The organism is Novosphingobium sp. BL-S-20, assembly GCF_055521635.1.
In genome coordinates this window covers 796,465-822,286 of the sequence record NZ_CM145494.1, presented here as the reverse complement: position 1 = coordinate 822,286, position 25,822 = coordinate 796,465, and the positions used below count along the sequence as shown (strand labels likewise).

Below are 25,822 nucleotides of genomic sequence, written 5' to 3'. Positions count from 1 at the left end.
GGCCAGATGTCCGTGCTGGAAAATGCACGAAATGCCATCAGGTTGCGAATGAAAGTGCATCCAAAAGCCGGGACCATCGCCCCTGCACCCCGTCACTGTCGAAATCACGCCCTGCCCTATCCGTCCCGCGCCCATGGCGGCGCCGGAAGACATAATGACTGCGCCGCAGGGAGCGCACTACGGATAGGCTGGGCGCAAGGTAGACATTCCGAGGGTCTGGGGGATCATCCCCCAGGACTTCGCCCTTTCACTTCACGTGCTCGAATGAAAAACCGCAATAAAAAAGGCGGCGCACCTTCCGGTACGCCGCCTTTTCGAACTCTATCCGGCAAATCGGATCAGTACACGCGGGCCTTGGGCTTGATGTACTGTACGTCGTCGGTGAGCGTATATTCGTGGACCGGGCGGTAATCGAGGCGGATTTCGCCGCCCTTGCCGCCCCAGCCGTCGAACCAGCCCACGGTGTGCTTCATCCAGTTCGCGTCGTCGCGGTTCGGGAAGTCCTCGTGCGCGTGGGCGCCGCGGCTTTCCTTGCGCGCCTGGGCGCCGTGCAGCGTGACCGAGGCCTGCGAGATCAGGTTGTCGAGCTCCAGCGTTTCCACCAGGTCCGAGTTCCAGATCAGGCCACGGTCGGTGACCTTGATGTCGTTCATGCGCTGATAGGTCGCGGCGAGCTTTTCCTTGCCTTCGACCATCAGTTCGTCGGTGCGGAACACTGCTGCGTGGCCCGACATCGTGCGCTGCATCTCGGTGCGGACTTCCGCCGTCGACGAACCGCCGCTCGCATTGCGGAAGTGGTCGAGGCGGGTGAGCGCCAGGTCAGCCGAGTCCTTGGGAAGCTCGGGCTGGTTGGCACCGGCCTTGACGATTTCCTTGAGACGGTGGCCGGTGGCGCGGCCGAAGACCACGAGGTCGATCAGCGAGTTCGAACCCAGGCGGTTGGCGCCGTGGACCGAGACGCAGGCTGCCTCGCCGACTGCGAAGAGGCCCGGCACCACGGTGTCCGGATTGCCATCCGGGCCGATGGTGACGACTTCGCCGTGGTAGTTACAGGGGATGCCGCCCATGTTGTAGTGGACGGTCGGGACGACCGGCAGCGGCTGGCGAGTAAGGTCCACGCCCGCGAAGATCTTGCCGCTTTCGGTGATGCCCGGCAGACGCTCGGCCAGCACCTTGGGATCGATGTGATCGAGGTGCAGGTAAATGTGGTCCTTGTGCGGGCCGACGCCGCGACCTTCGCGGATTTCCATCGCCATCGAGCGCGAGACGACGTCGCGCGAGGCGAGGTCCTTCGCGGAAGGCGCGTAACGCTCCATGAAGCGCTCACCCTCGGAGTTGGTGAGGTAGCCGCCCTCGCCGCGTGCGCCTTCGGTGATGAGCACGCCCGCGCCGTAGATGCCGGTCGGGTGGAACTGCACGAATTCCATGTCCTGCAGCGGCAGGCCCGCGCGCAGCACCATGCCGCCGCCGTCGCCGGTGCAGGTATGGGCCGAAGTGGCAGTGAAGTAGCTGCGGCCATAGCCGCCGGTCGCCAGAACGACGGCCTGCGAGCGGAAGCGGTGGATCGAACCGTCATCCATGCAGAGCGCGATCACGCCGACGCACTTGCCGCCGTCCATGATGAGGTCGATGGCGAAGTATTCGATGAAGAAGTCCGCGTCGTACTTCAGCGACTGCTGGTAGAGCGCGTGCAGCATGGCGTGGCCGGTACGGTCCGCGGCGGCGCAAGTGCGCTGCACCGGCGGGCCTTCGCCCATGTTCTGCATGTGGCCGCCGAACGGGCGCTGGTAGATCGTGCCGTCGGCATTGCGGCTGAAGGGCACGCCCGCGTGCTCCAGCTCGTAGACCGCAGCCGGGGCTTCGCGCACCATGTATTCGATGGCGTCCTGGTCGCCCAGCCAGTCCGACCCCTTGACGGTGTCGTACATGTGCCAGGTCCAGTGGTCCGGCGTGTTGTTGCAGAGCGAGGCGGCGATGCCGCCCTGCGCCGCGACGGTATGCGAGCGGGTGGGGAAGACCTTGGTGATGCACGCGGTCTTCAGGCCGGCTTCGGCCGAGCCCATGGTGGCGCGCAGACCCGAGCCACCGGCGCCGACGACGACGGTGTCATAGACGTGGTCGATGATTTTGTAAGCAGGCGCGGACATCAATGAGCTCCCAGCGCGAGACGAATGACGCAGAAGGCGCCGAAGGCGATGCCGCTGCAGGCGGCAAGGTTCAGCGCGGCAATGCAGGCGAACTTGTTGGCGTGATCGTGGACATAGTCCTCAACCAGGACCTGGAGGCCGATGCGCGCGTGCCAAAACGTCGTGACGACGAGCAGGATCATCACCACGGCCGGAACCGGGCGGGCAATCCATTCGACCACGGTGGCATAGCTCAGATCGGGCAGAAGCAAGATCGAGACGGCCAGGAACAGGACCGAAAGCAGGTTGCCGATCGCGGTGAAGCGCTGGAGCAGCCAGTGGTGAACGCCGGTCTTTGCCGAGCCGAGGCCGCGCACGCGGCCGATGGAAGTTCCGTTACCCATGTTTCCCGTTCCTCAGCGAAGCAGCAGGATCGCCCAGAAGGCGACGGTGGCGAGCACGCCCAGGATCGGGCAGACGATCGACCAGGTCTTGTTCGTCTTGAGTTCGAAGCCCGCGCCGACATCGAGCACGAAGTGGCGAAGGCCGCTCATCATGTGGGTGAAGAACGCCCAGGAGATGCCGACGAGCACCACGTAGCCGGGAATCGAGGTCATGCACTTGGTGAGCAGTGCGTAAGCTTCGGGTCCGCCAGCAAGCGCCCCGAGCCACCACAGCAGCAGGGCGAGGCCGGCGAATGCCATGCCATCGCCCGTCACGCGGTGCAGAATCGAGACGAACATGTGAGGGCCCCAACGCCAGATCTGGAGATGGGGCGAAAGCGGACGGTTCCTGGTGCCGTCTTTGGCCATGGCTCTTTCGAATCCCTTTTGCCTTATGTAGCAGCCTCGAGGCTGCCCCTGTCGAAAGTCCCCTTAGACAAATCACGGCTTGGCGCAAGTTCCGCGAAGCACATCGCAGATGCATCCCGCACAAGCGTCCCCGGCGATCGGTCAACCGCCGGTTCATCGCGATACCCTTCTCTGGGCTGGCCACTGGTCAGAGCGGCGCAGTGGAATTAAAGCGCCGACAAAACATATCGTCCGCGAAAGCCGTGCGCGAATCGCGCGGTTTTCGGTCGTATCCCTTTCCGGTCGCTGACAGACGGCCGATGCCCATGTCCGCTTCGCCCGCCCCTTCCTTGCGAAAAGGCCGGGTTCGAAGCGCAGGAGATCCGTTCGTGAGTTGGAAAATCACCGCCTTCGCCCCGCGCGCCACTATCGAGGCCGCCCTCGTCGCCCATGAAGATGCCTTCGACTGGGATGAAGGCATCGTCCTGTCCGGCAGCGAGATCGCCGAGGACAAACCGGACGACTGGCAGCTCGAAGCCTGGTTCGCGGACGAGCCGGGCGAGGTGGAGAAGCAGGCCATCGCCGCGCTCTTCCCCGGCGACGTGCCCGAATTCATCGTCGAGGAACTGCCGGAAACCGACTGGCTGGTGACGAGCCAGCAGGGGCTGGAACCGATCCGCGCCGGTCGCTTCTATGTCCACACCCCGGATCACCCGGCCAGCGACGAACCCGGCGTCATCGATTTCGCGATCCCCGCCAGCCAGGCCTTCGGCACCGGCCAGCACGCGACGACCGCCGGATGCCTCGCCATGCTCACCCACATGAAGGCGCAGGGGCTGATCTTCCGCAACCATGCCGATATCGGCACCGGCACCGGCCTGCTCGCCTTCGCGGCGATGGCGCTCTGGCCGCGCGCGCTCGCGACCGCCAGCGACATCGACCAGGTCTGCGTCGGCGTGGTGGAAGACAATGCCGCCGCCAACGGGGTGAAGATGGGGCCGCGCGGCGGCGAACTGGTCATGACCGTGGCCGACGGCATGGACCACCCGCTGATCGCGGCGCGCGGGCCTTACGACCTCATCATGGCGAATATTCTCGCCGGGCCACTGGTCTCGCTGGCGCCGGACTTCGCGCGTTCGCTGGCGCCGGGCGGTAGCCTGGTCCTGGCGGGTCTGCTGGAAACGCAGGAAGAGGCCGTCCGCCGCGCCTGCCGCCGCGCCGGTCTGCGCCTTGCGGCGAGGCTGGTGAACGGCGACTGGTCGATCCTGTGGATGCGGGCGCGCCGGAGATAAGCGCAGGTGGTGACGGATGCGGGACCAGCCGGTTTCGCATCCGCGCACAGCGCTCTACTCCATTCGGCGCAGCCTATGCACGTTAAGACTTATAAACGCGGCGCATAAGTATCGGCAGGAATTTCTCCGAGCCTTTATCGTTTTAATTCATAGGACTAAGCGGGACCACGGGGCTAGCCGTTAACCCATCGAATTAACTTCGAATTAAGGGTTTCCACCAAGAATTAAGGCCAAGGGGGGCTGGTAACAACAGCTCAAGAGGCCAACATGCTTCAATCTGATCTCGACCGGCCGCGGCAGGTCGTCGGACCCCTGGGTGAAGCTCTCGACAAGAGCAGCCTGCCGCCGCGCGGCACTTCTCGCTGGGTCGTCCGCCGCAAGGCGGAAGTCGTGGCGGCAGTGAACGGCGGCCTGCTGACGATTGCCGAGGCTTGCGACCGCTACGACCTCACGCTTGAGGAACTGGCATCCTGGCAACGCGCCGTCGAGCGCGAGGGCATGGCAGGACTGCGCGCCACCCGGGTTCAACATTATCGGCACCTGCACGAGCGGCAATCGCGCCGCGCCTGACAGGTCGCCGAGAACAACAAGGGCCGCCGGTATCGCACCGGCGGCCCTTCTCGTTTCTTCAGCCCCTGCCCCCGACACACTCTTCGTCGCCCCCGCGCAGGCGGGGGCCCCGCTTTCTTTTCCAACCTCTCGTTTTGGCGCAAGAGAAGCGGGATCCCCGCCTACGCGGGGATGACGGGGTTGGGACATCGGAGCGTGGAGGCATGGGAGTTTGGGTCTCGTAGGACTGGAGCCTATCCCCCCTCTGGCGCCTTACCCCGCCGCCTTCACGATCTGCGCCCACTCCGCCTCGTCGATCACGCGAATACCGAGATCGGCGGCCTTCTTCAGCTTCGACCCTGCCCCCGGTCCCGCCACGAGAATGTCGGTCTTGGCCGAGATCGAACCCGCCGCCTTGGCCCCAAGCCGCTCGGCCTGGGCCTTTGCTTCATCACGGCTCATCGTCTCCAACTTGCCGGTGAAGACCACGGTCTTGCCCGCGACTTCGCTGTCCACCGTCTCGACGCGGTAGGCAGGCGGCGAGACTTCCGAGAGCAGATCGTCCCAGACCGCGCGGTTGTGCTCCTCGTGGAAGAAGTCGCCCAGCGCCTCGACCACCGCCGGGCCGATACCGTCGATCGAGACCAGTTCCGAATAGGCCTCGCTCCCCGCCGCGGCGGCTTCCTCACCTTCCTTGGCGTGGGAGGCTTCGGCGATCTCCCGCAGTGCCGCAAGCGTCTCGAAGCGCTTGAGCAGATCGCGCGCGGTCACCGCCCCGACATGGCGGATACCGAGGCCGAACAGCAGCCGTGCGGCATCGGGGCTGCGCTTGCTTTCCACAGCGGCCAACAGATTGTCCACAGACTTGTCCTTCCACCCGTCGAGCGCGAGAATCTCTTCGCGGCGGCGGCGGAGGCGGAAGATATCGGCGGGACTTTCCAGCCAGCCCCTGGCGAAGAACTCGTCGATGGTCTTCTCGCCCAGCCCTTCGATATCGAGCGCGGCGCGGCTGACGAAGTGCTTGAGCCGTTCGGTCCTCTGCGCCGGGCAGATCAGCCCGCCGGTGCAGCGCACATCGACTTCGCCTTCGGCGGCAACCGCCTCGCTGCCGCATTCCGGGCAGTGATCGGGGAAGTCAAAGGCCGGACGCTCCACCTCGCGGGTGAGATTGTCGACGATCTGCGGGATCACATCGCCCGCACGCTGGAGCACCACGGTATCGCCGGGACGAACCCCGAGGCGCCCGATCTCGTCGCGGTTGTGCAAGGTGACATTGGTGACGGTGACGCCGCCGACCAGCACCGGCTTCAGCCGCCCGACCGGCGTGAGCTTGCCGGTACGGCCGACCTGGATGTCGATCGATTCGAGCGTGGTCTCGGCCCGTTCCGCCGGGAACTTGTGGGCCATGGCCCAGCGCGGCGCCTTGGCCACGAAGCCGAGGCGCTGCTGCCAGTCGAGCCGGTCGACCTTATAAACTACCCCGTCGATCTCGAAGGGCAGGCCCGCGCGTCCATCGCGAATGGTGCGATAGGCGGTCAGCATCTCTTCCAGCGACCCGCAGAGCCGGAACTGCGGGGAGACCGGCAGACCCCAGGATTCGATCCGGCGGATCACCTCGTGCTGGCTAGTGCCGGGAACCCGGCTCGCCGCGCCCCAGCCATGGGCCCAGAACCGCAGCGGGCGCTTTGCCGTGACGCCCGCGTCCTTCTGGCGCAGCGATCCGGCGGCGGCATTGCGCGGGTTGGCGAACTGGCGGACCTTGCTCTCGTCGAAGGCCTCGCCCTTACTCTCGGCCAACGCGCGGGCTTCGGCCATCAGCGTCTGGTTGAGCGCGAGGAAGGCGCCCTTCTCCATATAGACTTCGCCGCGCACCTCGAAGACCTCGGGGATATCCTCGCCCTTCAGTTCCTGTACCACGTCGGGGATATGGGAGACGTTGGCGGTCACGTCCTCGCCGACCTGCCCATCCCCGCGCGTCGCGGCGCGGACCAGCTTGCCGTGCTCGTAGCGCAGCGAGCAGGACAGCCCGTCGATCTTGTCTTCCGCCGTCACCAGGACCGGCTCTTCCGCCGGGAGCGACAGGAACCGCCGCACGCGGCCGACGAAATCGGCGACTTCCTCGTCGGTGAAGGCATTGTCGAGGCTCATCATGCGAACCTCATGCGTCACCTTGGACAGCGGCGAGGCGGCGACTTCGTGGCCGACCTTGTTCGTCGGGCTGTCGGGGCGGACCAGATTCGGAAAGGCCGCCTCCAGTTCGGCATTGCGGCGGACGAGCGCATCGTATTCGGCGTCCGATATCTCCGGCGCATCGTCGGCATGGTAGAGGCGATTGGCGCGGTTGATCTGGCGCGCCAGGCGCATCAATTCGTTGGCGGCTTCGGCTTCGTTGCTTGCGGAACTGGTCATCGCGCCGGAATAGGCCAGAGTGCGGCGGCTGGGAATTCCCCTTCGCGGGTAATCCCCTTCCAACGGATGCAATTCTGCGCCGATGGAACGAGCTTTCGCTCCCGCTTTCCCAAAGGCGCCGCTATGGCTTGGCGATGCCGACGATCATTCCGCCTGAGACCCCTGCCCTGCCGGCCGCTTTCGATATTCTCGGCATCGCCGTCTTCGCGCTGACCGGCGCGCTTTCGGCCGCGCAGATGCGGCAGACTTTCGTGACGATGGCCTTCTTCGCCTTCATGACCGGGGTCGGCGGCGGCACCTTGCGCGACCTGCTGATCGGCGCCCCGGTGTTCTGGGTGCGCGATCCTTTCGTGGTCCCGGTCTGCCTGACCGTGGCGGTGATCGCCTGGTTCACCCCGGTCCGCTGGTGGCAGGGGCGGCTGCTGGAATGGGCCGACGCGATCGGCCTCACGGTCTATTCCGGCTTCGGCACGATCAAGGCGATGGCCTGGGGTGTGCCGCCGATCCCGGCAATCGTCATGGGCGTCGTCACCGGCTGTGTCGGCGGCATCGTGCGCGACGTCGTGGCAGGACAGCCCTCGATCCTGATGCGCCCGGAACTCTATGTGACGGCAGGTGCGCTGACCGCCGCGACGGCAGCGGCAGGCCTCAGTCTGGGATTCGCGCCGACGCTCACCTGGGCGATCGCCGCCAGTGCCGGTTTCGCCTTGCGCGGGGCGGCGATTCACTGGTCGCTGGGCTTGCCCGCCCACGAAGGCGCGGACTGAGGACCGGACGGCAAGCACCCGGCCCTCGATCCCGGCTTACTTGGGCACTTGCAGCCCGGTCCATTGCGCGACGAACGAGAGAACGTCGGCGCTTTCCTCGATCACCTTGTCGGTCGGCTTGCCGGAGCCATGCCCGGCGCGCGTCTCGACGCGGATCAGATGCGGCTTGTCGCCCAGAGGCGCGGCCTGGAGCGCGGCGGCGTACTTGAACGAGTGGCCGGGCACCACGCGGTCGTCGGTATCGGCGGTCGTCACCAGGATCGCCGGATAGGCCTCGCCCGCCTTGATGTTGTGATAGGGCGAATAGGCGCGCAGCACCTTGAAGTCGGCCTCGCGGTCGGGATAGCCGTAGTCGTCCACCCAGTAGCGGCCCGCGGTGAAGCGGTCGAAGCGCAGCATGTCCATCACCCCGACCTGCGGCACGCCCGCCGCGAAGAGGTCGGGTCGCTGGTTGAGCACCGCCCCCACCAGCAGACCGCCGTTCGAGCCGCCCTGCACGGCAAGACCGTCCTTCGCAGCGATGCCTTCCGCCTTCAGGTATTCGCCCGCCGCAATGAAGTCGTCGAAGACGTTCTGCTTGTTGGCCCGGCGACCGGCATCGTGCCACTCGCGGCCATATTCGCCGCCGCCGCGCAAGTTCGCCATGGCGAAAGCGCCGCCCGCCTGCACCCAGGCCATGCGGCTGGCGGAGAAGCCCGGCGTCAGCGAGATGTCGAAACCGCCGTAGCCGTAGAGCAGCGTCGGCACCGGCTTGCCCGCCTTCACCACGTCCTTGCGGCGCACCAGGAACATCGGCACCCGCGTACCGTCCTTGGAGGTGTAGAAGCGCTGCTCGACGACGACGTCCGCCGGGTCGAAGTCCATCGCCGGTTCCGCGAACGGCTCCGAAGCGCCGGTATCGAGGTTCATCCGGAAGATCGAGGCCGGGCGGTTGAAGCTGGTGAAGGAGTAGAAAGTCTCCGGATCGCCCGGCTTGCCGTGGAAGCCCGAGGCCGTGCCGATCCCGTTCAGCGCCAGCGCCCGCGCCGGTTTTCCGTCCAGCCCGACGATCTCGGCATGGCTGGCGGCATCGCGCATGTAATTGAGCACGAGCTGGCGGCCGACGATGCCCGCCTTCTCCAGGATATCCTCGCGCTGCGGCACGACTTCGGTGAAGACCGGATCGCGCGCCGCAAGATCGAAGCTCACCAGACGGTAACGCGGCGCAGCTTCGTTGGTGACGAACCAGAGCTTCTGCCCTGCCCCTTCCACGAGCCGCCAGTCGTCCTTGAAGCCGGTAACGATCGGACGCGCGGCCCAACCGTTCTTCGCCCGCTTCGACAGGTCAATCACCCGAACGTCGTAGCGGGAATCGGTGCCGATGTGCGAGGTGATGACGGCAAGCCGCCCGTCCTGCGTGACTTCCGCCGAGTGGCCGTAGTCGGGATGGTCGGGGGTCGCATAGACCAGCTCGTCCGCACTCTGCGACGTGCCGAGGCGGTGGAAGTAGATCGACTGGTTGTAGTTGAGGCTCTGGAACGCCGCGCCTTCCTCCGGTGCCGGGAAGCGCGAATAGAGGAAGCCCTCGTCACCGATCCAGGCGAGCGCGCTGAACTTCACCCAGCGCAGTTCATCTTCCAGGACCTTGCCGCTGGCCACGTCCATCACATGGAGGATGCGCCAGTCGCTGCCGCCGTCCTGCACACTGTAGAGCAGATAGCGGCCCTGCTGCGACGGCACCCAGGCGTCGAGCGCGGTCGCGCCGTCCTTGGCCCAGGCATTGGGGTCGAGCAGCATGCGCGCCTCGCCGTGAAGCGCCTCGCGCACGAAAAGCTGCGACTGGTTCTGGAGCCCGGTATTGCGCGTGTAGAAATAGCGCTTCCCCGCCTTCATCGGCAGGCCGAAGCGCTCGAAGTTCATCAGCGCACTGACCCGCTGCTTGAACCAGTCGCGCTGCGGCAGGGTTTCGAGATAGGCTTCGGTAAAGCGGGATTCGCGGTCCACCCAGTCGGCGACTTTGGCATCGTGGCGAACGTCGGCTTCGAGCCAGCGATAGGGATCGGCGATGCGCTCCCCGAAGAGGGTTTCGGCGACGTCGTCGCGGCGGGTTTCCGGATAGTTCATCGTCGTCACCGTCTTGGCCGATAGCGGCATGGCTGCAAGCAAACTCAACGTGGTTACGCACGCGATCGCACCTCGGGCCCCGCCGAGCCCACCCTTCCAAGGCATCCCATTCCCCTGAAACCAAAAAACAAAAGCGGCCGCGAGCCTAGCACTCGCGACCGCCCTTGCAATGTCCGGTCCGCCTTCCTGTGGAAAGCGGTCCTCAGAAGCTATCAGGCTTCTGCGTATTCTTCGGTTTCGGCGGCAACCGGACCCGAGTCCTTGCCCTTTTCCGAAACGTCGCGGTCAACGAGTTCGATGATCGCGATCGGAGCGGCGTCCGAAGCGCGGATGCCGGCCTTGATGATGCGGGTGTAACCGCCGTCACGGCCCTTGTAGCGCTCTGCGAGCACTTCAAACAGCTTGGCTTCCTGTGCTTCGTCAAGAATGCGCGCGTGCGCAAGACGACGGTTCGAAAGGCCGCCATGCTTTGCAAGCGTGATCAGCTTCTCGATGTAGGGGCGCAGTTCCTTCGCCTTGGGCGTGGTGGTCTTGATCTGCTCGTGCTTGATGAGCGCAGCGGCCATGTTGCGCAGCAGCGCAGTGCGGTGGCCGGACTTGCGCTGCAGCTTGCGGCCGCCCATTTTATGACGCATGATTTCTTCTCCGTTCGTCAGGCAGCCGTTTCAGGTACTGCCTGCCGGGCGGTGTGGTACGGCCACCGCCCAAAACCAGCTCACATATCGTGAAGCGCTGCCCTCAAGACGAAATCGTCGGAAGAGTCAAGAGCACATAGGGCAGGCTCTAAGCCGGAAGTGCAGGAATCCGCGGCCACAGGGTAAGAACGCCGATGATCGCCGCAACGATGGAAGCGATAAGCACCGCGCCTGCCGAAATGTCCTTGATGCGACCTATCGCCTCATCGAACCCCGGCTCGATCCGATCGCAAAGCACTTCGATTGCCGTATTGAAGGCCTCCGCCAGCCAGACCAGCGCAATCGCCAGAAACAGCCATCGCCAGTCCTCTGCCGAAACATCGAGGAACCAGCCTGCCGCGATGACGCCGAGAGAGGCGCCGAGATGAAGGCGGGCGTTGTGCTCATCCCGAACCAGGCAGCGCAATCCCCGAACCGCATAAGTGAAGCTCTTCAGGCGCGCAGCAAGGCTGAAACGGCTCTGCACCGGCAGCATCTCGGGTGAGAGCGCGTCGAGGGGTTCTGTCATGACGATATCCTAAACGGGTCCCGCCGCATCGCGCCAGAGGCTTCGGCACCACACGATCTCAAGGCAAAGAAAAAGGGCCCCGCATCGCTGCGAGGCCCTCTTCAATTCGGTATCGGGAGTGCCGATCAGCCGAGCAGTTCCTGCTCCAGCTTCTTAGCCATCTCTTCGATGTTCTCGGGCGGCCAGCCCGGGATGTCCATGCCGAGGCGCAGGCCCATCGACGAAAGGACTTCCTTGATCTCGTTGAGCGACTTGCGGCCGAAGTTCGGCGTGCGCAGCATCTCGGCTTCGGTCTTCTGGACCAGATCGCCGATGTAGATGATGTTGTCGTTCTTGAGGCAGTTGGCCGAACGGACCGACAGTTCCAGCTCGTCCACCTTCTTGAGAAGGTAGCGGTTGAGCTGGTTGGTGTCGCTCTCTTCCGAGGCGGCAGCACCGCCGGCAGCCATGCCGATCATCGGCGACTGACCAACCGGAGCGATGTCCTCGAAGTGGACGAACAGCGCCAGCTGGTCCTGGAGGATGCGCGCGGCATAGGCCACGGCGTCTTCCGGAGCCACGGTGCCGTCGGTCTCGACGGTGAGGCTCAGCTTGTCGAAGTCGAGCTCCTGGCCGATACGGGCGTTCTCGACCTTGTAGCTGACCTGGCGAACCGGCGAGTAGAGCGAGTCGACCGGGATAAGACCGATCGGCGCGTCAACCGGACGGTTCGACACGGCGGGGACGTAGCCCTTGCCGGTGTCGGCGGTCAGTTCCATGTTGAGCGTCGCACCTTCGTCGAGGTGGCAGATCACGAGGTCCTTGTTCATGACCTCGATGTCACCCGAGACGGCGATGTCGCCGGCCTTCACAGCCGCCGGACCCGTGGCCGAGAGCTGGAGACGCTTCGGGCCTTCACCCTGCATCTTGAGAGCGATCTGCTTGACGTTCAGGACGATGTCCGTGACGTCCTCGCGCACACCGGCAAGCGACGAGAATTCGTGCAGCACGTTCTCGATCTTGATCGAGGTGATCGCGGCGCCCTGAAGCGAGGAGAGCAGCACGCGGCGCAGCGCATTGCCGAGCGTCAGACCGAAGCCACGCTCCAGCGGTTCGGCAACGAACGTCGCCTTCAGTTTGGGGTCGGGTCCCGGCTTGATCTCAAGGCTGTTCGGCTTCTTGAGTTCCTGCCAGTTCTTGATGTTGACAGTCATGGACTTCCCCTGGGAGTGATGGCGGTTACGCCCCGAGGCCCGGTGGAGGGGCCTGGGACGTTCCGAAGCCGGACAGCGACCGGTTCGCCGTCCGGATTAGCTCGATCAGACGCGGCGACGCTTGGAAGGACGCACGCCATTGTGCGGGATCGGCGTCACATCGCGGATCGAGGTAATGGTGAAGCCGACAGCCTGGAGGGCGCGCAGGGCGCTCTCACGGCCCGAACCCGGGCCCTTGACTTCGACTTCGAGAGTGCGGACGCCGTGCTCGGCGGCCTTCTTGCCGGCATCGTCGGCAGCAACCTGGGCGGCGTAGGGAGTCGACTTGCGGCTGCCCTTGAAGCCCATCATGCCGGCCGAGGACCACGAAATCGCGTTGCCCTGGGCGTCGGTGATGGTCACCATGGTGTTGTTAAAGCTTGCGTTCACGTGCGCGATGCCGCTCGTGATATTCTTGCGCTCGCGGCGCTTAATGCGCTGAGGTTCGCGTGCCATATCCGTGTATCCTGTCGAAAAATCGCTGAGGGAAACCGACTGGGCCGATCGCTCGGCCCCAGCGGCTTACTTCTTCTTGCCGGCGATCGGCTTGGCCTTGCCCTTGCGGGTGCGCGCATTGGTGTGCGTGCGCTGGCCACGAACCGGCAGACCCTTGCGGTGACGCAGGCCACGGTAGCAAGCGAGGTCCATGAGACGCTTGATGTTCATCGCGGTTTCGCGACGGAGGTCACCTTCGACCGTGTGGTCGGCGTCGATGGTTTCGCGGATCTGCAGGACTTCGGCGTCCGACAGGTCCTGTACGCGGCGGCTGTGATCGATGCCGAGCTTGTCGGCGATTTCGAGAGCCTTGGTACGACCGATACCATGGATATAGGTGAGCGCGATGATAACGCGCTTGTTGGTGGGGAGGTTTACCCCGGCAATACGAGCCACTTAATTCTCCATGCTCCACAGGGAGCGCCCTAGGGACGACCCCTATCTCAACGCTTATTCACCCGCCAGGCATAAATGACGAAAGTCCGTCCGGCAGCATACATGATGCCAACGCCATCCGGACCAGCCGAAACCTTTTGAGTGAAGGGCGCGCATAAAACGATTCGCAAGGCAAGTCAATCCTTGCGAGTTATGGTCGCTCGATCCCGGCCCATCATCGAACCTGGGAGAGCGACTGCGCATAAACCGTGTACCGTATCCGCGAAGTTTAGTCAAAGAATCGGCAGGTGTTGCAAGGCGATATGGCGCTTTGCGGGAATCCACACCGCCAGTGCCGCACTTTATTGTGCCACCTCCGGCTCGATCCGGCCGCCGAGCTTGCGGGCGAGCCGCTGGATCTGGGAACCAAGCACGGCATCGACTGCCGGTGCGACTCGGGGAAGACCGGCTCGGAGATAGCCGCCAAGGACATATTCGACGACGATCCGCGTGCCGGCGCTTCCGCCACCTTGAATCGACGAAAGACTGAAGGTCATCGTGCCCTGCACAGCATCGGCCTGAAGCGGACCAAGCGCCCCGCTCATGCGCAGCAGCCTGGCTTTGTCGGCGTGGATGACGCGCATGTGCGCGACACTGCCGCGATCGCTCACACCTGCGCCCTCCCCTGCAGGCGCCGGAAGCCTTTCGCAAAAGCATCCGCCCGCGCGCGGATCGATGGTCAGATTGGCAGAATCACCGGAATAGCTGTGTGCGCCGTCCCACCACGATGCGGGGGCGACCAGAACATTCCATGCCTGGTCGGGAGAACCGGGCACCGCGGCGACATAGCGCAGCACGATGCCCTGATCCGAAGTCTCGGCAACCCGCGCCTGCGCGGATGGCCCGAAGAAAGCACCTGCCGCCAGAAGGGCGACGAAACCAAGCCGGGCGCTTCCCATTATAAGTCCCCTGTTACCGGCCGAACCTAAAGCCCGGCCGGTTATGTCAGGACTTGAAAACAGCTTCAATCGCTGCGGAAACGTGATCCATGTCCGCCATGCCGTCCACCTTGGCGACGATCCCGCGCGCCTCGTAGATCGGCAGGATCGGCGCGGTCTTCGCGCGGTATTCGGCCAGACGGGTGCGGACGGTCTCCGCATTGTCATCGGGACGGCGCTTGAACTCCGTACCGCCGCACTTGTCGCAGACACCCGGAACCTTCGGCTGCTCGAACTTGTCGTGGTACCCCTTGCCGCACGTGGCGCAAGTGAAGCGGCCGGTGATGCGCTCGACTAGCGCATCCTCGTTCACTTCCAGTTCGACGACGTGATCGAGCTTGCGACCACGTTCAGACAGGATCGCATCCAGCGATTCGGCCTGGGCGGCCGTGCGCGGATAGCCGTCGAAGATTGCGCCGGTGTCGGCACCCATCGCGTCGAGTTCGTCGCCGATCAGCGCCGAGACGATGGCGTCGGACACCAGTTCGCCGCGCTCCATCACCGCCTTGGCTTCAAGACCCGTGGGCGTACCCGCCTTGACGGCGGCGCGCAGCATGTCACCGGTCGAGAGCTGGCGCATGCCGTGCCGCTCGACCAGACGCTGCGCCTGCGTACCCTTGCCCGCCCCCGGCGGGCCCAACAGGATGATATTCACGTCTTACCCCTCATCTGTCCCTGAATGCGCCCTCAGCGCATACGGCCCTTCAGTTTCGCCTTCTTGATCAGGTCGCCATACTGGTGCGCCAGCAGGTGCGACTGGATCTGGGTGATCGTGTCAACGGTGACGTTGACGACGATCAGCAGGCTCGTCCCACCCATGAACAGCAGCGGCAGCCCGGTCATCGAGAGGAAATACTCGGGAACGGTGCAGACGATGGTCAGGTAGATCGCGCCGATCACGGTCACGCGGGTCAGCACGTAATCGAGATAGTTCGCGGTGTTCTTGCCCGGACGGATGCCGGGGATGAAGCCGCCGTTCTTCTTCAGGTTCTCGGCCGTTTCCTCCGGATTGAAGACGACAGCGGTGTAGAAGAACGAGAAGAAGATGATGCCGGCTGCATAGAGCAGCATGTAGAGCGGCTTGCCGTGACCGAGGTACTGGTTGAGCGCGATCACGATCTTGCCGCCGGTCGATTCGGGATTCAGCGACTTGCCCGCGAACTGCGTGATGGTCAGCGGCAGCAGCAGCAGCGAGCTGGCGAAGATCGGCGGGATCACGCCCGCGGTGTTGATCTTCAGCGGCAGGTGGCTGCGATCGGCCTGCATCATGCCGCGCTGGGTCGCGCGCTTCGGATACTGGATCAGCAGGCGGCGCTGCGCACGCTCGGCAAAGCAGATCATCAGGATCATCGCCACGATCAGCACGATCAGAAAGATGATAAGGATCGAACCGGTATCACCGGCGCTGTAGGCCTGGCCGACATTGCTGGCGAACGTCGGCATCTGCGCGACGATACCCGCCATGATGATCAGCGAAACACCGTTGCCGATACCGCGCGAGGTGATCTGCTCACCCAGCCACAGCAGGAACATCGTGCCGCCGACCAGCGAGATCACCGCACCGATTCGGAACACCATGCCCGGATCGACCACAGCCTGGAGACCGCTCGACGCACCATAGGCTTCGAGGCTGACGGCCAGGAACCAGCCCTGGATCGCGCAGAGCAGCACGGCGCCGTAGCGCGTGTACTGGTTCAGCTTCTTGCGACCGGCCTCGCCTTCCTTCTTCAGCGCGACGAGCGCCGGGTGGAGCGAGGCCGCAAGCTGCACGACGATCGAGCTGGTGATGTAAGGCATCACACCCAGCGCGATCAGGCTCATGCGCGAAAGCGAGCCGCCCGAGAAAGTGTTGAAGAGATCGAGAATGCCGCCCTGGGTCTTGCTGTAGAGCTGAGACAGGATCAGCGGATTCACGCCGGGTAGCGGCACGAAGCTGAGGAAGCGGAAAACGATCAGGGCGCCGATGGTGAACCAGATTCGGTTCTTGAGCTCGGTCGCCTTCGAGAAGTTGGCCAGGCTCAGTGTGCTGGCGATATTGTCGGCGCGTGAAGCCATGACGATGTTTAAAGCCTCGATAGTCGGTTCGGGTCTGCCTTAGCGACTGCAAGAAGGCTTGTCGAACCCCGGTTCTGGTCCGCCCATATAGACATTCGCGCCGTATCGTGAAGAGCTGCCTGGAAAGACAACGGGCGGGAAGTCGGAATAAAGAGAGGGCGAAGCGCATGGCGCCCGCCCTCTCCCTATGAGCATATCGCGGTTGCGATGCCTCAGGCCTCGGCGGCTTCCTTGGCAGGAAGGATCACCGAACCACCGGCCTTCTCGACCGCGGCGACGGCGCTCTTCGAAGCACCGGCAACGTTGAACTCGACCTTCTCGGTCAGTTCACCCTTGGCGAGGAGGCGCACGCCGTCCTTGCCGCCACGGGCCAGGCCAGCGGACTGGAGAACGGCGTGATCGACGACGCCCGAGATGTCGAGCTTGCCCGATTCGATCGCCTTCTGGATCATGCCGAGGTTCACTTCTGCGTAGTCCTTGGCGAACTTCTTGTTCGAGAAGCCGCGCTTCGGAAGACGCATGTGAAGCGGCATCTGGCCGCCCTCGAAGCCGTTGATCGAGACGCCCGAACGTGCCTTGGCACCCTTCTGGCCGCGGCCAGCGGTCTTGCCCTTGCCCGAGCCGATGCCGCGACCGACGCGGATACGACGGTGACGGGCGCCAGCATTGTCGCGGATATCATTCAGTTTCATAGTCTGCACTCGCTTTCGCTTTTAGTCGCGCTAATGGGAAGGCGCGCCCATAAGCGAAGCGCGCCTCGTTGTCACCCCCTCAAGAATCGGAAAGCAGCGTGGGACAGCTGGCCTCAGCTCCCGCGCAGGCGGATCATGAGTTTGGTGCCTCCGGCGACCACGCGTCCTTCGGGATCGCGAGCAGGCGTCCACTTGAGCTGTTCGCGGCCCAGCTTGCAGATGTCCGCATCGAATTCCGGCGAGACCGTCTTCGGCTCGAAAGTGCAGGATTTGACTGCGCCCTTGGGGTCGACGGTGAACTTCAATTCGTGCCGCGTCATCGAATCCTTGTTGAAGATCGTGCCGTACCGCTCGCCCAGCTTGGCAAGTTCGGCATTGAACGCGCCCTTGCTGCCGTCAAGCAGCGCCGGGTCTTCTGCAAGGCCTGCATAGTCCTGCTCAGGGACCAGCGCCTTCATACGCTGCACCATGGCCAGCCACAGCTGCGCGCGCGCGATCTGCATCGGCGAATCGCGATCGACCAGCGCCTGGCACTGCGCGCCTGAGGGGCTGGCATCGCGCGAGAGCAGGAAGCGCACGGCGGCGTCGCGGCGATAGGCCATGGCCCAGGCAAGCGGCGTCATGCCGAAGAGGTCAGGCGAATCGATCGTCGCCGGCGCGTCCAGAGCATCGCCCGTTGCCTCTGCCGATGGCTTTTCTTCCAGCAGACGGCGCAGCACCGCGACATTGCCCCGGCGCGCGGCGTCGGCAAGTGTCGGGTTCTCCGGCATCGGCCCGAGATCGGCATAACCGTAAGTCCGCTTCGGCCTCTTGGTAGCGGCCTTAACGACGGACTTGGCCTTGGCGGCGTCCTTGTCCGCCACCTTTGCGGTTTTCTCAGCCCCCTCTTCGCCCTCGGCTTCGTCCGGAACCGCAACGGCGCGGCAGACATCGCGATAGGGATAGGCCGGGTCGGCAATCAGCGTCTGGTTGAACGTGCGCGCGAACGTGCCGAGCTTGTCCTCACCCGCGGCGCCCGGCGCCTCGCTGGGCGCGGGCGTCGGCTCGGCATCTTCGCCGAAATAGGTCACGACGCGGGCCATGCGCGGGGAGAGCCCCCCTCGCAGCACGCATTGCGCGCCGAATTCGGCGGTATCGATGCCGTCCTGCGTCACGGCTGCCACGAGGCGGAAATCACCCGCCGCAGCGGCCTTGTGCGCTTCCGCTACGGGATCGGCCTTGCCCATGGCCAACAGCCCCTTCAGCGCCTTGTCGGCAAGGCGGTCTCGCTCCAGCGTGGCGGGATCGGCGAGCGGATCGTTGCACGCCGGCTCGGCTGCCGGGCTTTCCTGCACGTAAGTCTCGCCATTATCGCTCGGCTCGCTGCCTTCGCACGAGGAAAGGGCAAGAGCGGCCAGGCACAAGGATGAGGCCGCGATGGTCCTGCGAAGCAATGTATCCCCCAGGGAAATCCAAATCTGGCCGCGCTTAGCACAGGTCCGGGCGGTTAGGGGAGGTAGAGACGCAACCAATGAACGATTTTACGCCGCCTCGATAAGCACAGCGTAAACGAAAGCCCCGAAACGAGAAAAGGCCCCGACGTTTCCGCCGGGGCCTTTTCACTGTTTGCCTGAAGCAGGTCGATCAGTCGACCACCACAACCATGTGCGGCAGCTTGGCGATCGCACCACGGACTTCCGGGGTGTCTTCGCGCTCGACGACCTTGTGCATCTTCCCGAGGCCAAGACCGATAAGGATCTTCTTCTGGCTTTCGGGGCGACGGATCGGCGAACCGATCTGCTTGATCTTGATCTTCGCCATGACTGATTACTCCGCGATGGCTTCAGCAGCGGCTTCGGCCTCTGCTTCGCTTGCGCCGCCGCGACCCAGCAGGTCGGCAACCTTCTTGCCACGACGCTGGGCAACCGACTTCGGCGAAGTCTGGTTGACGAGCGCGTCGAAGGTGGCGCGGATCATGTTGTAGGGGTTCGAGGTGCCGACCGACTTGGTCACGACGTCAGCGACGCCGAGGCTCTCGAAGACGGCGCGCATCGGGCCACCGGCGATGATGCCGGTACCGGCCGGAGCCGAACGCACGTTCACCTTGCCGGCGCCGAAGTGGCCCTTGCCGTCGTGGTGAAGCGTGCGGCCTTCCTTGAGCGCCACGCGGACCATCTTCTTCTTGGCAGAAGCAGTGGCCTTGGTGATCGCCTCGGGAACTTCGCGAGCCTTGGCATGGCCGAAGCCGACGCGACCCTTGCCGTCGCCAACGACGACGAGAGCTGCGAAACCGAAGCGCTTGCCGCCCTTCACGGTCTTCGAAACGCGGTTGATGTGGACGAGCTTCTCGATGAGCTCCTCGCCCTGTTCTTCCTCGTTGTTGCCACGACCACGACGGTCGTCGCGACGGCCACGGCCGCCACGCTCGCCGCGTTCGCCACGGCCGCGACCGCGACCGCGACCTTCACGGACTTCCTGGCCTTCAGCGGCCGGAACGTCGGTCTGGATTTCGGTGTTTTCGTCAGCCATGATCAGAACTCCAGCCCGCCTTCACGGGCGGCTTCGGCCAGCGCCTTGACGCGGCCATGGAAGAGGAAACCGCCACGGTCGAACACAACCGAGGTAACACCCGCCTTCTTGGCGGCCTCGGCGAGTTCCTTGCCAACGCGAACTGCGGCATCGGTATCGGTGCCCTTGGCGCCAAGCGTGTTGGCGGCAGCTACGGTGTGACCCTGCGCATCGTCGATGATCTGCGCATAGATGTGACGGCCGGTGCGGTGCACCGACAGACGGGGACGACCACCCGCACGGGCCTTGAGGGCCGTGCGGACGCGCCGGCGACGGCGCTCGAAAAGGGAAAGCTTGGCCATTACTTCTTCTTCCCTTCCTTGCGGAAGATGAATTCGCCGCGGTACTTGATGCCCTTGCCCTTGTAGGGTTCGGGCTTGCGCCAGCGACGGATCTCGGCCGCGAGCTGGCCGACCTTCTGCTTGTCGATACCCGAGATTTCGACCGTGGTGTTATCCGGGGTCTTGATCTCGATGCCTTCCGGCACAGCGATGTCCACGTCGTGCGAATAGCCGAGCTGGAGCTTCAGGTTCTTGCCCTGAGCCGCGGCGCGGTAGCCGACGCCCTTGATTTCGAGGACCTTGGAGAAGCCGTTGGTCACGCCTTCAACGAGGTTCGAAACGAGGGTACGCTGCATGCCCCAGTGGCTGCGGGCAGCCTTGGTCTGGTTGGCGGGCTGAACGGCGATCGAACCTTCTTCGACCGAGTAGGTCACGAGATCCGACAGACCCAGCGTCAGGGTGCCCTTGGGACCCTTCACGCTGAGCACGCCGTTGTCGATGGCGGCAGTGACCCCGCCAGGGATCACGACCGGCTTCTTGCCGATGCGGCTCATTAGAACACCTCCGCCAGCACTTCGCCGCCGACGTTCTGCGAGCGGGCTTCGGCATCCGAAAGCACGCCGCGGGGCGTCGAGACGATGGTGATGCCGAGACCGTTGCGCACAACCGGGAGTTCCTTCGAACCCGAGTAAACGCGGCGGCCAGGCTTGGAGACGCGAGCGATGTGCTTGATGGCAGGTTCGCCTTCGAAGTACTTCAGCTCGATGCGAAGCTGCGGGTGCGCGCCGGTGGCGTCATCGCTGAAGCCACGGATGTAGCCTTCGCGCTGAAGCACTTCGAGCACGCGAGCACGAAGCTTGGAAGCGGGCGACAGGACGGTGTCCTTCTTCGCCTGCTGTCCGTTACGGATGCGGGTGAGCATATCACCCAGGGGATCGGTCAATGCCATTGCTTCTAACCCTTACCAGCTCGACTTGGTCACGCCGGGGATCATGCCCTTGTTGGCAAGATCACGCAGCTCGACGCGGCACAGGCCGAACTTGCGGTAATAACCGCGCGGACGGCCGGTCGTTGCGCAGCGATTGCGAACCCGGGTCGGGTTGCCGTTGCGCGGGATCTCGGCCAGCTTCAGGCGAGCAATGAGACGCTCGGTTTCATCGAGCGATTCATCGTCAGCGACCGCCTTGAGGCGCTCGTACTTGCCTGCATACTTCTTGACGAGCTTCTTGCGACGCTCGTTCTTGTTCACGGAACTCAGTTTCGCCATGGACTTAAGCTCTCTTCCTCAGCGGCTCACGCCGCTTCCTTCTGTTCCGACTCTTCAGCCGGGAACGGGAAACCGAACAGACGAAGCAGTTCGCGTGCTTCCTCGTCGGTCTTCGCGGTGGTGGTGACGATGATGTCCATGCCACGCACCTTCTCGATCTTGTCGTAGCTGATCTCCGGGAAGATGATCTGCTCCTTGAGACCCATCGCGTAGTTGCCGCGGCCGTCGAACGACTTCGGGTTCAGACCACGGAAGTCGCGGATGCGGGGCATTGCGATGGTGACGAGACGATCGAGGAACTCGTACATGCGCTCACGACGGAGCGTCACCTTGCAGCCGATCGGCATGCCTTCGCGCAGCTTGAACTGTGCGATCGACTTGCGGGCCTTGGTCACGACGGGCTTCTGACCGGCGATGGCTTCCATCTCGGCAGCAGCGGTCTGGACCTTCTTCTTGTCCTGGCTCGCTTCGCCGACGCCCATGTTGAGCGTGATCTTCTCGATCTTCGGCACTTCCATCACGTTCTTGTAACCGAACTTCTCGGTCATCGCCTTCGCGATTTCAGCGTCGTACTTCGAGCGCAGACGCGGAGTGTACTTCTCAGCCATCGATGGTCTCCCCGGACTTCACGGCCACGCGGACCTTCTTGCCGTCCTTGGTTTCGAAGCGAACGCGGGTCGGCTTGCCGTCCTTGTCGGCAACGGCAACCTTGCAGATCGCCATCGGAGCCGGCGTACGCTCGATGCCGCCCTGCGGGTTCTGCTGGGTCGGCTTGCGGTGCTTGGTAGCGACGTTCACGCCCTCGACCACGACCTTGGCGTCCTTCGGGAGAACCTGAAGCACGGTGCCGGTGCGGCCCTTGTCCTTGCCGGACAGGACGACGACGGAGTCACCCTTCTTGATCTTCGCGGCAGCCATTACAGCACCTCCGGAGCAAGCGAGATGATCTTCATGAAGCCCTTGCCGCGAAGCTCGCGCACGACGGGGCCAAAGATACGGGTGCCGATCGGCTCCTCGTTCTTGTTGATGAGCACCGCTGCGTTGCTGTCGAAGCGGATGACGCTGCCGTCGGTACGACGGACGTCCTTGCGGGTACGCACGATCACCGCACGGTGAACGTCGCCCTTCTTGACGCGAGCGCGGGGCTGCGCCTCCTTCACCGACACCACGATGATGTCGCCGACGCCTGCGAAACGACGCTTCGACCCGCCCAGCACCTTGATGCACTGAACGCGCTTTGCGCCGCTATTGTCCGCGACGTCGAGATTGGATTGCATCTGGATCATCGATCCGAGTCCTTCTCAACTGGCTTGCCGGAACAAGTCCGGCAGTTCCTAAAAAGACAGGCCCACGAGGGGCCCGAGTCGCCCCGACGGGCGAAGTGCGCGCATTTGACGCATTCGTCCGTCCAGGTCAACACTCTTGTCCGGCCCTGAGGCCGAGGCAGATCAAACCGGCCATGTCTTCAGGGACATGGCCGGTCCAAATCTTATACCTCGGCTTCGAGCGCGGTACCCTTGCTCGCCTGAAGACGGTCAAGAACCTTCCAGGTCTTGGTCTTCGAGAAGGGCTTCGTCTCCTCGATCCGGACGCGTTCGCCGGTCTTGAAGGCGTTATCTTCGTCGTGAGCGTGGTACTTCTTCGAGCGACGGATGATCTTCCCGTAGAGGGGGTGCTTCACCTTGCGCTCGACCAGCACGGTCACGGTCTTGTCGGTCTTGTCGGAAACGACGGTCCCGATCAGAATACGCTTGGGCATCGTGTTTCCTCCTTAGGCCTGCGCCGAACGCTCGGCCTGGAGCGTCTTGATGCGGGCGATGTCACGACGCACCTGCTTGATGCGCGCGGGCGCTTCAAGCTGGCTGGTCGCGGCCTGGAACCGCAGGTTGAACTGCTCGCGCTTCAGCTCGACGAGATCAGCGGCGAGCTGGTCGTCGGTCTTGGCGCGAAGGTCTTCGATCTTGTTAGCCATGATTCGACTTCCTTACTCGCCGCCAAGGTGCGAGGTGTCGCCGAGGCGAGCCACGACCTTGGTCTTGATCGGCAGCTTCATCGCAGCGCGGCTGAAAGCCTCGGCTGCGAGGGGGCCAGCGACGCCATCCAGTTCGAACAGGATGCGGCCCGGCTTGACGCGGGCTGCCCAGTATTCGACCGAACCCTTGCCCTTACCCTGACGGACTTCAGCAGGCTTCTTCGAAACCGGCACGTCGGGGAAGACGCGGATCCAGAGACGACCCTGGCGCTTGATGTGACGCGTGATCGCGCGGCGAGCCGCTTCGATCTGGCGGGCGGTGATCCGCTCGGGCTCGAGAGCCTTGAGGCCGTACGAGCCGAAGTTCAGGTCGGTGCCGCCCTTGGCATCACCCTTGATCCGGCCCTTGAAGGCCTTGCGGAACTTGGTCTTCTTCGGTTGCAGCATGACTCTTAGTTCCTGCGGTCATCGCGTGCCGGACGCACGCCGGAGGTCTGTGCCTCCATCATCAGGCGGTCCTGCGCCATCGGGTCGTGGCCAAGGATTTCGCCCTTGAAGATCCAGACCTTGATGCCGATGATGCCATAGGCGGTCAGCGCCTCGGCTTCGGCATAGTCGATGTTTGCACGCAGGGTGTGAAGCGGCACGCGGCCTTCACGGTACCATTCGGTACGCGCGATTTCCGCACCGCCAAGGCGACCACCGCAGGTGATCTTGATACCTTCGGCGCCGAGACGAAGGGCCGACTGAACGGCGCGCTTCATCGCACGGCGGAATGCAACGCGGCGGATCAGCTGATCGGCGATGCCCTGAGCGACGAGCTTCGAATCGACTTCCGGCTTGCGGATCTCGACGATGTTCAGCTTCACTTCGCTGCTGGTGATCTTCGCCAGCTCCTTGCGGAGCTTCTCGATGTCCGCACCCTTCTTGCCGATGATCACACCGGGACGGGCTGCATAGATCGAGATGCGGCACAGCTTGGCCGGACGCTCGATCACCACCTTCGAGATAGCGGCCTGGGGCAGCTTCGCGACGATGAACTTGCGGATCTTGAGGTCTTCCTCAAGCAGCTTGCCGTAGTCCCGGCCTTCCGCGAACCAGCGGCTGTCCCAGGTACGGTTGATCTGCAGACGCAGACCGATCGGATTGCTCTTATGACCCATGGATCAGGCCTCCTCGACTTCGCGAACGACGATCCGCAGGCGCGAAAACGGCTTGAGGATACGGGTGGACTTGCCGCGACCACGAGCATGGAAACGCTTCATGGTGATCGACTTGCCGACCGACGCCTCGGCGACGACGAGAGCGTCGACGTCGAGGTTGTGGTTGTTTTCCGCGTTCGCGATCGCCGAAGCGAGGATCTTGCGCGCGTCCTGGGCCATCGCCTTCTTGGAGAAGGCCAGGATGTTCATCGCGTCTTCGACCTTGCGGCCGCGGATCAGGGCGGCGACGAGGTTGAGCTTCTGGGCGGAACCACGGATGGTGGTGCCGACCGCAAGAGCTTCCTTCTCGCCGACGCGGCGGGGTGCTGCCTGCTTGCTCATTAGCGCTTGCCCTTCTTGTCGGCAGCGTGGCCCGGGAAGGTGCGCGTGGGCGCGAATTCACCGAGCTTGTGACCGACCATGTCCTCGTTGACCGAGACCGGGATGAACTTGTGTCCGTTGTAGACCTGGAAGGTCAGGCCAACGAACTGCGGAAGGATGGTGGAGCGACGCGACCAGGTCTTGATCGGAGCAGCCTTTGCACCGGCATCCTGCGCGACCTCGGCCTTCTTGAGAAGGTACAGGTCGACGAAGGGGCCTTTCCAGACGGAACGTGCCATCGTGTCTTACCTCTTCTTCTTGGCGTGGCGCGAACGGATGATCATCTTGTCCGTCTGCTTGTTGTTGCGGGTACGAGCGCCCTTGGTCGGCTTGCCCCACGGAGTGACCGGGTGACGGCCGCCCGAGGTACGGCCTTCACCACCGCCGTGCGGGTGGTCGACCGGGTTCTTGGCAACACCACGGGTCAGCGGGCGACGGCCCAGCCAACGGCCGCGACCGGCCTTGGCGAGGGTCTGGTTGGCGTTGTCGGGGTTCGACACGGCGCCAACGGTGCCCATGCAGTCGCCACGCAGGTAGCGCTGCTCGCCCGAGTTGAGGCGAACGATGACCATGCCGCGGTCACGACCGACGACCTGGACGTAGGTGCCTGCCGAACGTGCGATCTGACCGCCCTTGCCGGGCTTCATTTCGACGTTGTGGCAGATCGTGCCGACCGGCATCTGCGACAGAAGCATGGCGTTGCCGGGCTTCACGTCGGTCTTCTCACCGGCGATCACGACGTCGCCGACGGCGAGACGCTGCGGCGCGATGATGTAGGTCAGTTCACCGTCGGTGTACTTCACGAGCGCGATGAAAGCGGTGCGGTTGGGATCGTATTCGATACGCTCCACGGTCGCTTCCATGTCCCACTTACGACGCTTGAAGTCGATGAAGCGGTACTTCTGCTTGTGGCCGCCAGCGATGCCGCGCGAGGTCACGTGACCCTTGTTGTTGCGGCCGCCGGTCTTGCTCTTGCCTTCGGTCAGCGCCTTGAGGGGCTTGCCCTTCCAGAGCGACGACTTGTCGACGAGGACCAGGCCGCGGCGTGCGGGGCTGGTCGGGTTGTAATGCTTGAGTGCCATCGG

34 protein-coding genes are annotated in these 25,822 nt (G+C 64.1%); 3 read left to right on the top strand and 31 right to left on the bottom strand.

Annotated elements, in window-relative coordinates:
- Positions 1 to 338 precede the first annotated feature (338 nt).
- From sdhA to sdhC, 3 genes are read right to left on the bottom strand one after another with little or no spacing between them, the layout of a single operon-like run.
- Positions 339 to 2,147 carry a succinate dehydrogenase flavoprotein subunit gene (sdhA, locus tag ACZ1II_RS11575; protein WP_465146556.1) on the bottom strand — a complete coding sequence of 603 codons (1,809 nt, stop codon included), beginning with the start codon at positions 2,145 to 2,147 and terminating at the stop codon, positions 339 to 341.
- Positions 2,147 to 2,530, bottom strand: coding sequence for a succinate dehydrogenase, hydrophobic membrane anchor protein (gene sdhD, locus ACZ1II_RS11570; RefSeq protein ID WP_465146555.1), 384 nt, complete (start codon positions 2,528 to 2,530; stop codon positions 2,147 to 2,149). The genes sdhA and sdhD overlap by 1 nt, the downstream gene beginning before the upstream one ends.
- Before the next feature lie 12 nt (positions 2,531 to 2,542).
- A complete protein-coding gene (gene sdhC, locus ACZ1II_RS11565) occupies positions 2,543 to 2,938 on the bottom strand; it encodes a succinate dehydrogenase, cytochrome b556 subunit (protein ID WP_465146554.1) in 396 nt (131 codons plus the stop codon).
- A 368-nt stretch (positions 2,939 to 3,306) separates the two neighbouring features.
- Here sdhC and ACZ1II_RS11560 point away from each other — a divergent pair, with 368 nt between their 5' ends.
- Together ACZ1II_RS11560 and sciP are read left to right on the top strand one after the other, a co-directional pair.
- Positions 3,307 to 4,209 (top strand): 50S ribosomal protein L11 methyltransferase, encoded by a 903-nt coding sequence (locus tag ACZ1II_RS11560; RefSeq protein ID WP_465146553.1) that lies wholly within the window; start codon positions 3,307 to 3,309, stop codon positions 4,207 to 4,209.
- Positions 4,210 to 4,476: 267 nt separating this feature from the next.
- A complete protein-coding gene (sciP, locus tag ACZ1II_RS11555) occupies positions 4,477 to 4,779 on the top strand; it encodes a CtrA inhibitor SciP (RefSeq protein ID WP_334185170.1) in 303 nt (100 codons plus the stop codon).
- Between the two features lie 252 nt (positions 4,780 to 5,031).
- On the opposite strand, the gene ligA is transcribed toward sciP, so the two are convergent.
- A complete protein-coding gene (gene ligA, locus ACZ1II_RS11550; protein ID WP_465146552.1) occupies positions 5,032 to 7,167 on the bottom strand; it encodes an NAD-dependent DNA ligase LigA in 2,136 nt (711 codons plus the stop codon).
- Between the two features lie 134 nt (positions 7,168 to 7,301).
- Between ligA and ACZ1II_RS11545 the strand changes: the two genes are divergently transcribed.
- Entirely contained in the window at positions 7,302 to 7,934 is a 633-nt protein-coding gene (locus ACZ1II_RS11545; RefSeq protein ID WP_465146551.1) for a trimeric intracellular cation channel family protein, read from the top strand.
- Between the two features lie 36 nt (positions 7,935 to 7,970).
- Here the strand turns inward: ACZ1II_RS11545 and ACZ1II_RS11540 are convergent, their stop codons facing one another.
- The 27 genes from ACZ1II_RS11540 to rplB form a co-directional block, all read right to left on the bottom strand.
- The gene (locus tag ACZ1II_RS11540) at positions 7,971 to 10,067 is read right to left on the bottom strand and encodes a prolyl oligopeptidase family serine peptidase (protein ID WP_465147285.1); all 2,097 of its coding nucleotides are present in this window, start codon (positions 10,065 to 10,067) and stop codon (positions 7,971 to 7,973) included.
- Between the two features lie 182 nt (positions 10,068 to 10,249).
- Positions 10,250 to 10,672, bottom strand: coding sequence for a 50S ribosomal protein L17 (rplQ, locus tag ACZ1II_RS11535; RefSeq protein ID WP_465146550.1), 423 nt, complete (start codon positions 10,670 to 10,672; stop codon positions 10,250 to 10,252).
- A 148-nt stretch (positions 10,673 to 10,820) separates the two neighbouring features.
- On the bottom strand, positions 10,821 to 11,240 hold the full coding sequence (locus ACZ1II_RS11530; protein ID WP_465146549.1) for a diacylglycerol kinase family protein: 420 nt from the start codon (positions 11,238 to 11,240) through the stop codon (positions 10,821 to 10,823).
- 125 nt (positions 11,241 to 11,365) lie between these two features.
- Positions 11,366 to 12,433: a DNA-directed RNA polymerase subunit alpha gene (locus ACZ1II_RS11525; protein WP_334185177.1), complete on the bottom strand. Its 1,068-nt coding sequence runs from the start codon at positions 12,431 to 12,433 to the stop codon at positions 11,366 to 11,368.
- A gap of 105 nt (positions 12,434 to 12,538) precedes the next feature.
- Positions 12,539 to 12,928, bottom strand: a complete 390-nt coding sequence (rpsK, locus tag ACZ1II_RS11520; protein ID WP_007011846.1) for a 30S ribosomal protein S11 — start codon at positions 12,926 to 12,928, stop codon at positions 12,539 to 12,541.
- Positions 12,929 to 12,994: 66 nt separating this feature from the next.
- Positions 12,995 to 13,363, bottom strand: coding sequence for a 30S ribosomal protein S13 (rpsM, locus tag ACZ1II_RS11515; protein WP_147219131.1), 369 nt, complete (start codon positions 13,361 to 13,363; stop codon positions 12,995 to 12,997).
- Between the two features lie 341 nt (positions 13,364 to 13,704).
- Positions 13,705 to 14,301: an SRPBCC family protein gene (locus tag ACZ1II_RS11510; RefSeq protein WP_465146548.1), complete on the bottom strand. Its 597-nt coding sequence runs from the start codon at positions 14,299 to 14,301 to the stop codon at positions 13,705 to 13,707.
- A 46-nt stretch (positions 14,302 to 14,347) separates the two neighbouring features.
- The gene (locus ACZ1II_RS11505; protein WP_465146547.1) at positions 14,348 to 14,995 is read right to left on the bottom strand and encodes an adenylate kinase; all 648 of its coding nucleotides are present in this window, start codon (positions 14,993 to 14,995) and stop codon (positions 14,348 to 14,350) included.
- A 32-nt stretch (positions 14,996 to 15,027) separates the two neighbouring features.
- Positions 15,028 to 16,395 carry a preprotein translocase subunit SecY gene (gene secY, locus ACZ1II_RS11500; RefSeq protein WP_465146546.1) on the bottom strand — a complete coding sequence of 456 codons (1,368 nt, stop codon included), beginning with the start codon at positions 16,393 to 16,395 and terminating at the stop codon, positions 15,028 to 15,030.
- A 212-nt stretch (positions 16,396 to 16,607) separates the two neighbouring features.
- A complete protein-coding gene (gene rplO, locus ACZ1II_RS11495; RefSeq protein WP_465146545.1) occupies positions 16,608 to 17,087 on the bottom strand; it encodes a 50S ribosomal protein L15 in 480 nt (159 codons plus the stop codon).
- A 113-nt stretch (positions 17,088 to 17,200) separates the two neighbouring features.
- On the bottom strand, positions 17,201 to 18,520 hold the full coding sequence (locus tag ACZ1II_RS11490; protein WP_465146544.1) for a hypothetical protein: 1,320 nt from the start codon (positions 18,518 to 18,520) through the stop codon (positions 17,201 to 17,203).
- A 190-nt stretch (positions 18,521 to 18,710) separates the two neighbouring features.
- On the bottom strand, positions 18,711 to 18,887 hold the full coding sequence (gene rpmD / locus ACZ1II_RS11485; RefSeq protein WP_132386837.1) for a 50S ribosomal protein L30: 177 nt from the start codon (positions 18,885 to 18,887) through the stop codon (positions 18,711 to 18,713).
- Positions 18,888 to 18,893: 6 nt separating this feature from the next.
- Complete coding sequence (gene rpsE / locus ACZ1II_RS11480; RefSeq protein WP_465146543.1) at positions 18,894 to 19,595, bottom strand: 30S ribosomal protein S5; 702 nt, start codon at positions 19,593 to 19,595, stop codon at positions 18,894 to 18,896.
- A gap of 2 nt (positions 19,596 to 19,597) precedes the next feature.
- The gene (gene rplR / locus ACZ1II_RS11475; protein ID WP_147219117.1) at positions 19,598 to 19,936 is read right to left on the bottom strand and encodes a 50S ribosomal protein L18; all 339 of its coding nucleotides are present in this window, start codon (positions 19,934 to 19,936) and stop codon (positions 19,598 to 19,600) included.
- Complete coding sequence (gene rplF / locus ACZ1II_RS11470) at positions 19,936 to 20,469, bottom strand: 50S ribosomal protein L6 (protein WP_132386843.1); 534 nt, start codon at positions 20,467 to 20,469, stop codon at positions 19,936 to 19,938. Before rplF ends, rplR begins: the two co-directional genes overlap by 1 nt.
- Complete coding sequence (rpsH, locus tag ACZ1II_RS11465) at positions 20,469 to 20,864, bottom strand: 30S ribosomal protein S8 (RefSeq protein WP_021233432.1); 396 nt, start codon at positions 20,862 to 20,864, stop codon at positions 20,469 to 20,471. Before rpsH ends, rplF begins: the two co-directional genes overlap by 1 nt.
- 12 nt (positions 20,865 to 20,876) lie before the next feature.
- Positions 20,877 to 21,182 (bottom strand): 30S ribosomal protein S14, encoded by a 306-nt coding sequence (rpsN, locus tag ACZ1II_RS11460; RefSeq protein ID WP_021233433.1) that lies wholly within the window; start codon positions 21,180 to 21,182, stop codon positions 20,877 to 20,879.
- 26 nt (positions 21,183 to 21,208) lie between these two features.
- Positions 21,209 to 21,790 (bottom strand): 50S ribosomal protein L5, encoded by a 582-nt coding sequence (rplE, locus tag ACZ1II_RS11455; protein WP_021233434.1) that lies wholly within the window; start codon positions 21,788 to 21,790, stop codon positions 21,209 to 21,211.
- The gene (gene rplX / locus ACZ1II_RS11450; protein ID WP_334185183.1) at positions 21,783 to 22,100 is read right to left on the bottom strand and encodes a 50S ribosomal protein L24; all 318 of its coding nucleotides are present in this window, start codon (positions 22,098 to 22,100) and stop codon (positions 21,783 to 21,785) included. Before rplX ends, rplE begins: the two co-directional genes overlap by 8 nt.
- Positions 22,100 to 22,468, bottom strand: coding sequence for a 50S ribosomal protein L14 (rplN, locus tag ACZ1II_RS11445; RefSeq protein ID WP_086490050.1), 369 nt, complete (start codon positions 22,466 to 22,468; stop codon positions 22,100 to 22,102). The genes rplX and rplN overlap by 1 nt, the downstream gene beginning before the upstream one ends.
- Before the next feature lie 203 nt (positions 22,469 to 22,671).
- Positions 22,672 to 22,941, bottom strand: coding sequence for a 30S ribosomal protein S17 (gene rpsQ, locus ACZ1II_RS11440; protein ID WP_021233437.1), 270 nt, complete (start codon positions 22,939 to 22,941; stop codon positions 22,672 to 22,674).
- Between the two features lie 12 nt (positions 22,942 to 22,953).
- Complete coding sequence (rpmC, locus tag ACZ1II_RS11435; RefSeq protein WP_465146542.1) at positions 22,954 to 23,154, bottom strand: 50S ribosomal protein L29; 201 nt, start codon at positions 23,152 to 23,154, stop codon at positions 22,954 to 22,956.
- 12 nt (positions 23,155 to 23,166) lie between these two features.
- Positions 23,167 to 23,601 carry a 50S ribosomal protein L16 gene (rplP, locus tag ACZ1II_RS11430; protein ID WP_021233439.1) on the bottom strand — a complete coding sequence of 145 codons (435 nt, stop codon included), beginning with the start codon at positions 23,599 to 23,601 and terminating at the stop codon, positions 23,167 to 23,169.
- Positions 23,602 to 23,606: 5 nt separating this feature from the next.
- Positions 23,607 to 24,317: a 30S ribosomal protein S3 gene (rpsC, locus tag ACZ1II_RS11425; protein WP_147219111.1), complete on the bottom strand. Its 711-nt coding sequence runs from the start codon at positions 24,315 to 24,317 to the stop codon at positions 23,607 to 23,609.
- 3 nt (positions 24,318 to 24,320) lie between these two features.
- Entirely contained in the window at positions 24,321 to 24,698 is a 378-nt protein-coding gene (gene rplV / locus ACZ1II_RS11420; protein ID WP_132386855.1) for a 50S ribosomal protein L22, read from the bottom strand.
- Positions 24,698 to 24,976, bottom strand: coding sequence for a 30S ribosomal protein S19 (gene rpsS, locus ACZ1II_RS11415; protein WP_086490053.1), 279 nt, complete (start codon positions 24,974 to 24,976; stop codon positions 24,698 to 24,700). The genes rplV and rpsS overlap by 1 nt, the downstream gene beginning before the upstream one ends.
- A gap of 6 nt (positions 24,977 to 24,982) precedes the next feature.
- The gene (rplB, locus tag ACZ1II_RS11410; RefSeq protein ID WP_147219109.1) at positions 24,983 to 25,819 is read right to left on the bottom strand and encodes a 50S ribosomal protein L2; all 837 of its coding nucleotides are present in this window, start codon (positions 25,817 to 25,819) and stop codon (positions 24,983 to 24,985) included.
- Positions 25,820 to 25,822: the final 3 nt, after the last annotated feature.